At 55.9% G+C, this 10,721-nt stretch carries 7 protein-coding genes and 1 rRNA gene; all 8 read right to left on the bottom strand.

Translation table 11 applies throughout. From position 1 onward, the window contains the following. Positions 1-97, bottom strand: a 16S ribosomal RNA gene (locus tag AN477_RS04530); the annotation flags it as partial. Positions 98-594: 497 nt separating this feature from the next. Further along, positions 595-1,524: an EamA family transporter gene (locus AN477_RS04520; protein WP_083485951.1), complete on the bottom strand. Its 930-nt coding sequence runs from the start codon at positions 1,522-1,524 to the stop codon at positions 595-597. Positions 1,525-1,610: 86 nt separating this feature from the next. After that, on the bottom strand, positions 1,611-2,888 hold the full coding sequence (gene purD / locus AN477_RS04515) for a phosphoribosylamine--glycine ligase (protein WP_245631712.1): 1,278 nt from the start codon (positions 2,886-2,888) through the stop codon (positions 1,611-1,613). A gap of 235 nt (positions 2,889-3,123) precedes the next feature. After that, a complete protein-coding gene (gene purH / locus AN477_RS04510; protein ID WP_054967981.1) occupies positions 3,124-4,758 on the bottom strand; it encodes a bifunctional phosphoribosylaminoimidazolecarboxamide formyltransferase/IMP cyclohydrolase in 1,635 nt (544 codons plus the stop codon). 129 nt (positions 4,759-4,887) lie between these two features. Beyond that, positions 4,888-5,508, bottom strand: coding sequence for a phosphoribosylglycinamide formyltransferase (gene purN / locus AN477_RS04505; RefSeq protein WP_054967992.1), 621 nt, complete (start codon positions 5,506-5,508; stop codon positions 4,888-4,890). A 29-nt stretch (positions 5,509-5,537) separates the two neighbouring features. Then, a complete protein-coding gene (gene purM, locus AN477_RS04500; protein ID WP_054967980.1) occupies positions 5,538-6,581 on the bottom strand; it encodes a phosphoribosylformylglycinamidine cyclo-ligase in 1,044 nt (347 codons plus the stop codon). Then, positions 6,578-8,266 (bottom strand): amidophosphoribosyltransferase, encoded by a 1,689-nt coding sequence (gene purF / locus AN477_RS04495; RefSeq protein ID WP_083485950.1) that lies wholly within the window; start codon positions 8,264-8,266, stop codon positions 6,578-6,580. The genes purM and purF overlap by 4 nt, the downstream gene beginning before the upstream one ends. Beyond that, positions 8,244-10,601: a phosphoribosylformylglycinamidine synthase subunit PurL gene (gene purL, locus AN477_RS04490; protein WP_425388120.1), complete on the bottom strand. Its 2,358-nt coding sequence runs from the start codon at positions 10,599-10,601 to the stop codon at positions 8,244-8,246. The genes purF and purL overlap by 23 nt, the downstream gene beginning before the upstream one ends. Positions 10,602-10,721 lie beyond the last annotated feature (120 nt).

Here is a 10,721-nt window from a genome sequence, read left to right as displayed (position 1 = left end):
CCCGTCCGCCGCTGACTTCCGAAGAAGTCCGCGCGACTTGCATGTATTAGGCACGCCGCCAGCGTTCGTCCTGAGCCAGGATCAAACTCTCAAAGTTGAGAAGTTTGCTCTCTTCGTTGCCGAAGATACTCACTTCGAATCTGTACGTTTCACTCTCTGCGTGTGTTTAGTTTTCAAGGAACCAACTTCATTTCGATGCCTGATAGCTTGCCTCAATATCAGCGTTGTTATCAGGTTTTCATCGTAGCCGCCTCGCGGCGACATCGACTAATATATCACGCTCGGAAGGGCAGATCAAGTACTTTATACAAACAAAATTACGACTCGGATGCCAACTGCTGGAGAACAGGCCTTTGGGGCCATGATTCGCGGGTTTCATTGACTAGCCCCAATCCCTATGGCCGACTGTCCCGTGGCTCTGGCTTCTGGCTTCTGGCTTCTGGCTTCTGGCTTCTGGCTTCTGGCTTCTGGCTTCTGGCTTCTGGCTTCTGGCTTCTGGCTTCTGGCTTCGTGGCGGAACTGAGTTCTGCTATGGCTGACCGTGCCGCACCCGAACCCACCCCGCCACCGCACGCAGCCAATCTCCGTGCTGGCTTACGCTTCCTTAATCTCACCGGGAATCTCACCCGGCGGCAAGAATCCCGATTCTTGTCTGGTCCTCCACTCGCTCACGATGATACCAGTGACAATCAACAGCACGCCAATCCAACCTAACATGTCTTCCTGTTCGCCCAGAATCAAACGTGCAGAGACGACTGCGACGGGCAATTCGATGGACCCCAGCACCCCTGCCATTCTGCCGCCAACTCTCGGCACAGCGACCATCATTAAAATGGGGGGTGCAATCTGACTAAAGAATGCCATGATGAATCCCCATAACCAGAATCCATGAACCTCGTGAATCTGCCCGATAAAGGTTGGCGGGAACGGAATGAAAGCAGCGAGTGTAGCGACGGTAACAATCACGGCCGATTGCAGGACGGGCGAAGTTTCGATGTCCAGGTACGAGTACAGGTAAAGCGAGATCGCGTAACAGAGGCCAGACAGCAGTCCAAACCCAACTGTCCAAACCGGAAAGTGGCTCAGCTTGTGGCCAATGATACCGACAGCCAGAATTGTCCCAATGACAATCAGCCCTCCGCCAACCCACTTGGCACGGCTTGGCAATCGACGCGTCACCACAATGTCAATCACCATGACCATCCAAGTGAACTGGAATAAGAGTACGATGGCCAGCGAAGCAGGCAGGAACAAAATCGCCGAATAATATGTATAACTCGTTCCTGCCCCAGCCAACCCGCTTAACACTAAGATTGGCCATTGCCCGCGGGCAATCCGGCGTTTGCCTTGCCGCCAAAAAGGCACAATCAGCCACAACGGGATCACGCCAAGTACATACTGGGCATCCGTGGCTTCCGCTGCACTAAAGCCGTGAGCGTATGCAATTTTTAACAGTGGCGAGATCAGTCCAAAACAGCTTCCCGCCACCAACACCATAATGGGATACCAGGGAACGCGCTGCATTCAATGCCTCCATAAAAAAGTACCGGGACTGGTCCCGGCACTGAGAGTCAATATCGGTTGTGGCATCCGAACGGCGAAGTTCAAAATCAGCTTCCGATATCATGTCGTAGTTGTTTCCCGTCAAAGTATATCTTCTCCGCGATCCGGTAAGCAATACCCTGCGCCTCGTGCCGCGTGGTACCGATGCCGACAGCCGTAAGCACTCGACCGCCGGATGTCTTCAAGACACCGTCCTCGTTTGTCGTGCCTGCATGAAAGACGAGATCGGCCGGACCATGTGCAAACCTTATCGGTTGTCCGACACTTGGCTTTTCCGGGTACCCAGGAGCTGCCAAAACTACGCACACGGCATGCTTCGCACTCCACGTTAACTCAATGTCTTTCAAACGACCATGAGCGATGGCCCACATAACCTCCAGTAAATCGGTTGTTAACAAAGGAAGCACAACTTCCGTCTCGGGATCTCCGAAACGTGCATTGAATTCAATCACCATTGGGTGCCCATCACGCGTGACCATCAGCCCGACGTACAGCACCCCGCGGTACACGACACCCTGATTCTTCAATTCTTGCAAGACAGGCATCACGATAGTGCGCTCCACCGCAGACACCATCTCAGGCCGATCCCGCAGGACTGGGGCCACTGATCCCATTCCGCCAGTATTCGGTCCAGTATTCCCGTCGCCGATCCGCTTGTAATCTCTGGCAGGCAGCATCGGAATCGCATAATCTCCATCCACGAAAAACATCAGCGATGCCTCTTGCCCGTCAAGAAAATCCTCAATTACCACGCGATGACCAGAGGCACCGAATCGTTCGTTAACAAGGATCTCATCGATGGCGTCAGTGGCCTCCTCGAGGGTCTGCGCAACAATCACGCCTTTTCCTGCCGCCAGACCGTCAGCCTTGATGACTATCGGAGCACCGCATTCTTCAACATATCTCTTTGCAGCAGAAGCCTCTGTAAATACTTCATACCTTGCTGTCGGTACGCCAGCTTTCTTCATGACATCCTTGGCGAACGCTTTTGACGTCTCAAGCATGGCGGCCGCTTGTTGGGGGCCGAACGCCGGAATGCCCTTCTCCAGGCAGGCATCCACCAGTCCGCGTGACAACGGGGCCTCTGGCCCGACCACGACGAGGTGGATCTGAGCCTCGAGCGCAAACTCTACCATGGATGAAACATCGTCGACGGAAATCGGGATCCGCGTGGCCAGCCCTTCCATACCCGGATTCCCTGGTGCAACAAACAGCTTCGGCTCAAACCGGCTTTGATGCAGTTTCCAGACAATCGCGTGCTCGCGCGCTCCTTGTCCAACCACAAGCACTCGGCATCCACGCATCAGTTTGTTTCCTGCCTGCATTCGTTCTCCCCCTTGACCTTATCTGCAGTGCACAAACGGCCCTGTAGTGACCCATCAACGCAACAACACCTTGAACAAATCGACGAAAGCAACACCTTGACTTGCAACACCCTGAAGAACCCGACGAAAGCAAGCACCTTGCAACCTTAAACACCTTGCAACTTTGAACACCTTGCAACCTTAAACACCTTGCAACTTTGAACACCTTGCAAAATTCACACTTCTGGGGGCTTGTTCAGTGCAAGAAATGACGGCGGCCCGTAAAGACCATTGCAATATCGTGTTCGTCCGCTGCGGCGATACTGTCTTTGTCCTTGATCGATCCGCCTGGTTGGATGATCGCTCGCACACCAGCTGCCGCTGCCGTGTCTACCGTGTCGCGCATGGGGAAAAAGGCATCCGATGCAAGCACACTGCCTTGTGCTTTGGGTCCTGCCTGCCGAATGGCGATCTCTGCAGCGCCAACCCGATTCATCTGCCCTGCGCCGATGCCAATCGTCGATGCATCCGTCGCGAGAACAATAGCGTTCGATTTCACGTGCTTCACGATCTTCCAAGCGAACTGGAGTGCGCGGACTTCATCGGCGGACGGCTGGCGCTTTGTGACCACATTCCAGTCCGGCATCTCGCCCGAAACGTCCACATCTTGTACCAATAGCCCGCCAGACACGCGTCGGAAAGAATGTTCACCAGGGAGCCACAAGGGGGCTTTCATATCGACAGTCAGCAAGCGAACGTTTTTCTTGCGCGCAAACTGCGTCCTTGCGCCTTCTGTAAAGTCCGGTGCAATGACAATCTCGAGAAACATATCGGTGAGGCGTTCAGCAAGTGCCTCATCGACCGTCCGGTTTGAGGCAATGATGCCGCCGAAAATCGAGACTGGATCGGCCTCGTACGCACGAACGAATGCCTGCATGACGGAATCGCCGATCCCCACACCGCACGGATTCATGTGTTTCACGGCCACCACCGCAGGTGACGAGAGGTCATCGAGATCGCGCAAAATCCGCAGTGCCGCGTCCGCATCTTGAATGTTGTTGTAGGAGAGTTCCTTGCCTTGAAGCTGCACAGCCGCTGCAATGGTGGCTGGACTCGCTTTCGAATCCGCATAGAAGTGGGCTTTTTGGTGTGGATTCTCGCCGTAACGGAGCGCCTGTTTGTGCTCAAACGAAACCGTGTAGATCGTTGGCCATTCAGACTCTGCAGCCCCAGCAGCGTCCGATCCGGTTTGCGCTGCTGTTCGCGCAGTCTCAGCGGATCCGATTTCCATCGTGTCAGCTCCTGATTGCAACTGTGTCTGAAAATACGCAGTGATTGCCGCATCGTAAACGCCGGTCGTCTGAAAGACCTTGCCAGCAAGCGTCCTGCGCTCGATTTGGGTGAGTTCTTCGCCTGCGCGCAGACGCTTGCCAATCCAGCCATAGTCAACGGGATCGACCACGGGAATGACAAACGGGTGGTTCTTTGCAGCAGCCCGCAGCATGGATGGACCACCAATATCGATCATCTCGACGGCTTCCTCGAACGTCACGTTGGGTTTTGCAATCGTCTGTTCGAATGGATACAGATTCACGACCACAACATCAATCATGGAAATGCCGTGCTCATGCAGGCTTTTCATATGCCCCTCGTCGTCACGCAGAGCCAGCAGTCCTCCGTGAATCTTTGGATGGAGTGTCTTGACACGGCCGTCCATCATCTCGGGAAAGCCTGTATAATCCTCCACCGCCGTTACGTCGATGCCTGCGTCGGCAAGCGTGCGGGCCGTCCCCCCTGTTGAGAGGATCCCGTAACCGGCAGCAACGAGATCGTGACAGAAATCAACAATCCCAGTCTTATCAAACACACTAACGAGTGCTAAACGTTGCAAGACAACACACCCTTCCGTAAGGTCGTTTCCCGATCAAAAGCAGCTATAAAAAGGCAACCTATAAAAAGCAGCTGTAAAAGGCATTCACAAAAAATCACCTATAAAAGCATCTTCTAAGAGCACCAGCCTTCACTCAGAGAGCCACGACGATGCTACTTGTCCAATCACCGCGGGATACAAGTGATGCTCAACCTCGTGAACCCGCTGCGTCAACGTTCCAAGTTCCATCCCCTCTGTGACAGGAACCCGCCACTGCGCGATGATTGGGCCGGTATCTACACCTGCGTCCACATAATGCACCGTAACCCCAGTCTCCGTAACCCCCGCAGAAAGAGCATCCGCGATGGCGGAGCGACCGGGAAACGCGGGGAGCAGAGATGGATGCAGGTTCAGAATCCGGTTCGGGTAGGCCTCGAGGATGTCGGAGCCAACAATTCGCATGTACCCAGCAAGGGCAATACCATCCACTCCGTGTGCGCGAAGCTCTCTGAGGATCGCCCGTTCATAGGCCGATCTCGATGGAAACGCCTTCGGTTCCGCTGCGAACACTGGGGCTCCGGCGCCCAAGGCGCGCTGCACTGCTCGGCACCACGGCTTATCAGTGACGACCAGCGCGACCTCTACGATCCACCCAGGGCACCCGACCGCATAGCCAAGGATAGCCTGTAAGTTGGTCCCTTCTCCAGAGACGAACACGGCGATCCTGGCTCTCCGCCCCGGCTGGACTGGGTTTGCCTCGCCGGTACTCATCATCCCTGGACCGGTCGTCTCTGGCGTTATCATGCAAGGTCGCCGTCCCATTCGACCGTCTGCGCTCCAGAAACGATAGCTCCGATGACCGTTGCCTTCTGACCTTCTTCAGCCAACAGTTTGAGTGCCTGGTCAGCCTGGTCTGCAGGCACAATCACGACGTACCCAATCCCCATGTTGAAGACACGCGCAGCCTCTGCAAAGGACATCTTCGCAGTCTCCTGCAGCCATTGAAATACAGGTTGAACTTCCCAACTGCCCATTTGCAGCGATGCCGACACGCCCCCCGGAAGAACACGCGGGAGGTTCTCGACCAGTCCGCCTCCGGTGATGTGCGCCATGCCCCGAATCTCGACGCCGCTTGAAAGCAGACGGTGTACAGGTTTCACGTAAATCGCGGTCGGAATCAAAAGTTCTTCGCCGACCGTTCCACGAAAGCCAGGCAGTGTATCGCTGTAGGCGACACCCGCGTCGTTTAAGAGTTTGCGCACGAGTGAATAGCCGTTCGAGTGAATCCCAGTGCTGGCGAGGCCAAGAACGACATCACCGGCTTCAATGGTCGATCCGTTGATCGCCTTCGACGCATTGACAACGCCGACTGCGGTACCGGCGAGATCGTAATCACCAGGTTGATAGACATCACCCATTTCGGCTGTCTCGCCGCCTATCAACGCACACCCTGCTTGCTGACACCCTTCTGCCACACCGCTCACGACTGCCTCGGCGACGTCAACGTCGAGCGCGTTGACCGCGAGGTAGTCGAGGAAGAACAACGGTTCCGCGCCGGAGGTGAGGATGTCGTTGACGCACATCGCAACACAGTCAATGCCAATCGTGTCATGACGATTCGTCGCGAAGGCCACCTTAATCTTCGTGCCAACACCGTCGGTCCCTGATACCAACAACGGTTCCGGGTATTTCGTCACATCCAAGCGAAAGCCGCCCGAGAAACCACCGATGCCAGACGCGACTTCAGGACGCGTGGCAAGGCTGCCAATCCGCGCATACCGTTTTGCTGCCTCGTTTCCTGCGTCGATGTCAACACCAGCTTGCTTGTATAAATCGGCCGTCATGACTTCACCCCCCGCGGGTTTCTGGTGGCTGTTAGAATCGCTTCAAACCCTTCGGTGTCCTCCGGTGGAACCGGTTCCTCATCCGGCGATCCGCTGTCCTGACCCGAGACCGGCGTACCATCCGGAAGGTGCCCCCGCCCCGAACTGCCTGACTCCGCGTTCAACCTCTTGTCTGCCTCACGGTCGCTGGCGCCATTCTCATAGGTGTGCTTGTCGGTCTCGTAGACCTCCGTCGGGTAGTTCCCGGTAAAGCAGGCATTGCAAAACGGATTGCCCTCTCCACGGGCATACCCGAAACCTTCCATCAGCTCATCCACGCTTAAAAAGGCCAAGGAGTCCGCTTCAATCTCTTGGCAGATCTCGTCAATTGTGTGCGTTGCCGCAATCAACTGACCCCGCGAGGAGGTATCGATACCGTAGTGGCAAGGGTTTTTATACGGTGGACTGGAAATGCGCACATGCACTTCCGTCGCTCCTGCATCCCGCAACAAGCGGACGATCCTTCGGCTTGTCGTGCCCCGAACAATCGAGTCATCCACCAGCACAACCCGCTTCCCGGATACAATCGACCGGACCGCGTTCAGCTTCAACCGGACTCCGACATCGCGCAGTTCAGATGAAGGCTGAATGAACGTCCTCGCGATGTATTTGTTCTTAATGAGTCCCATCTCGACGGGAAGGCCGGCCGTCTCACCGTATCCGTTGGCAGCAGAGATACTGGAATCCGGCACACCGACGACGATATCCGCTTCGACTCCGTGGTTTTCCGCCAAAATTCGGCCGAGTTGCTTGCGAACCGTGTGAACGTTCCAGCCATCAATGTCACTGTCGGGACGTGCGAAGTAAATGTGCTCGAACGTGCACATGGCCCGTTTCGTGCGCTGCCCGGAGGGAATCGAGCGGAGTCCTTTGGCAGTCACCACAATCATCTCGCCCGGCTCAACATCCCTGATAAACGTTGCCCCAATGGAATCGAACGCGCACGATTCAGACGCAAACACATACGCATCATCGAGGCGGCCAAGGGCCAGTGGGCGGAGTCCGAACGGATCGCGAACGGCAATCAGTTCGTTTTTGTCGAGGAACAAGAATGCAAAACCGCCCTTGACCATGCGAACTGCCTCGACAATGTTTTCCGTAAACGTCGGCAAGCCGGCACGCGCAATCAGGTGAGCAACGACTTCTGTGTCACTCGTCGACTGAAACAAGCTGCCTTGGCGTTCGAGCAACATCCGAAGGGATCTCGCGTTGACCAGATTCCCGTTATGCGCCAGCGCAAACGGCCCCTCGTGGGTGGTGAATGAGATGGGCTGTGCATTTTGCACGGTGTTCGATCCTGCTGTCGAGTACCTCACGTGACCAATCGCGGCGGCACCTGGAAGTTCATCCAGTGCCGTTTCCGCAAATACCTCAGAGAGCAGGCCGAGTCCACGGTGGTTGTACATCCTGCCATCGTCCACTGAGGCGATGCCTGCAGCCTCTTGACCGCGATGCTGCAGGGCAAACAGGGCGTAGTAGGCGAGCTCGGTTGCCTTCACATGACCGTAAACACCAAATACGCCGCATTCCTCTGTCGGTCTGTCCGGGATCCCCTGAAGCCCTTCGACGTCCAACTCCAGATTCTCGAGGTTCACTGCCACATTTTTGGCATCCGTCACTGAATTACTGTCCTGGAACCGCAACATTGCCACTCCCCCTCTCAGCCTCCGGCAGACTCATGAATCTCGAGATGACCGATTCATAGGCCATCTTCATCTGCAGAGCAGTCTGGACAAGCAAACGCTCCTTGCCAGATCGGTTCGATCCGTTGATGACGAGTTCCATCCCAGCAGTTTGACCCATGACTCTCGCATCAACGTGTGCTGATTTCGCCGCTTGCAACAGTTTCCCCACATGCTCCGATGGTACCTCGAGCACAATTCGACTCTGTCCTTCCGAGAACAGCCAACCTGCAACGGCAAGTGTGTCTTGCGCGGATATGGGCGCCTCAATCTGTGCACCAATCTGATGGTCCATGCACATCTCTGCAAGTGTGACGGCAATCCCGCCTTCACTCACGTCGTGAGCTGCGGTGACCCATCCCTGCTGCATGACCTCACTCACAAACTGCTGCACCGCAACCTCAACGGCCAGGTCAAATGAAGGAGCTGAACCTGCACTCCTCGACAGAAGTTCCTCCACAAAGAGGGAACCTTGGAGGTCTCGGTCTTCCGGCCCGATACAGATGACGCTCGAGCCTTCCTGTTGAAAACCGCTCGGTATGACTGCATCGACCCCGGTAATCTTACCGACCATTCCGATGACTGGCGTTGGCCAGATATCTCGCCCGCCCGTCTCGTTGTACAGGCTGACATTTCCGCTCACGACCGGGGTTCCAAGGGCCTCGCAGGCTTCGCTCATACCAGACGTAGCCTCCGCGAACTGATACATGATTTCCGGCTTCTCTGGATTGCCGAAGTTCAGGCAGTTCGTGATGGCGAGCGGTATGCCGCCCGAGCAGACAATATTCCGGGCTGCCTCAGCAACAGCAATCGCACCGCCCAGACGGGGATTCAATCCCACATAGCGGCCATTGCCATCCGTTGTAAGGGCGATACAGGTTTTTGAGTCCGGAAGTTTGACAACAGCGGCGTCACTGCCAGGTCCAACCACAGTTGATGTTCGAACCGAGGTATCGTATTGGCGATACACCCAGCTCTTTTCCGCAATAGTTGGATGAGTCAGCAGGTTGGTCAGTGCATCGCCCCAACTGCTTTCGGCTGTGCCGGACTTGGTCTGTAGCCCGTCAAGCTGTGTGCGGAGTTCATTCAGGTCGGATTGCCAGTTATCAGCCAACGTTGACGCCGGAGGTGCCACAGGACGGTCGTAGACAGGCGCATCATCAACCAAGTAACGAACCGGCACATCAGCCACTTTTGAGTTGTTGAACCAAAGCCGCAGATTACCATCATCTGTGACCTTGCCAATTTCCGCGACTTCGAGACCCCACTTGCGCAAAATCTGGAACGCCAAGTCTTCACGACCGCGCTCCAATACGACGAGCATCCGTTCTTGGGACTCCGAGAGCATCATTTCATAAGGTGTCATGCCGTCTTCGCGAACAGGGACCTGGTTCAGGTATAACTCCATACCGCCGCCGGCACGGCTTGCCATCTCCGCGGAAGAGGAAGTAAGCCCTGCCGCTCCCATGTCCTGGATGCCAACCACGGCACCTGTGTCAATCAGTTCCAGGCAGGCTTCCATCAGAAGTTTGCCGAGGAACGGATCGCCCACTTGAACGGCAGAACGCTCTTTCGTATGAGGGTCTTCAGCGGATGCGAACGTCGCGCCATGAATTCCATCACGGCCTGTACGAGCGCCGACAACGAAGACCGGATTGCCTGTACCGGTTGCTGTGCCTTTGACGATTTTGTCAGCCGGCAGAACGCCGACACACATGGCGTTCACGAGCGGGTTCGCGGTGTAGGACGGGTCAAATGTGACCTCACCGCCGACCGTCGGGATACCGACGCAGTTGCCGTACATCCCAATCCCTTCGACCACGCCGCGGAACAGGTGTCGCACATGCTCATCGTCAAGCGGTCCAAAACGCAGGCTGTCGAGGAATGCAATCGGCCTCGCACCCATCGTAAACACGTCGCGAAGAATGCCGCCAACACCTGTGGCCGCCCCTTGCACCGGCTCAATCGCAGACGGATGGTTGTGACTTTCCATCTTAAACGCGACGCCGATGCCGTCGCCAAGGTCGATGACGCCGGCATTCTCTCCAGGTCCCTGCAGAACCTGTGGTCCTGTCGTGGGGAACTGCCGCAAGTACCGTTTCGAGCTTTTATAACTGCAGTGCTCAGACCACAGAACTCCGAACAACCCTGTTTCAACGTAATTGGGGAGTCGACCGAGTAACTCAACTGCCCGCTGATATTCAGTTTCTGTCAAACCGAGATCGCGATAAATCAGGTGTTCCTTGATCTGCTCGGGACTCGGCTCAACCGGATTTTCCTGCATGGTCTCGCTTGGCATTGCACTCGCCTCAGGCGTTTCTTGCCCAATGCCGGGGTTTGACGTATCCAGGTTGCCAACGAGGACATGGTTCAGGGACGTGCCAGTGGCTGCCGCCGCGGTTTCTGTCTGGTTGGTCCG

The sequence above is a fragment of the Paenalicyclobacillus ferrooxydans genome (assembly GCF_001399675.1).
GTDB lineage: Bacteria > Bacillota > Bacilli > Alicyclobacillales > Alicyclobacillaceae > Alicyclobacillus_B > Alicyclobacillus_B ferrooxydans.
The sequence above is the reverse complement of the archived record's forward strand: the minus strand, read 5'-3'. Positions and strand labels throughout refer to the sequence as shown.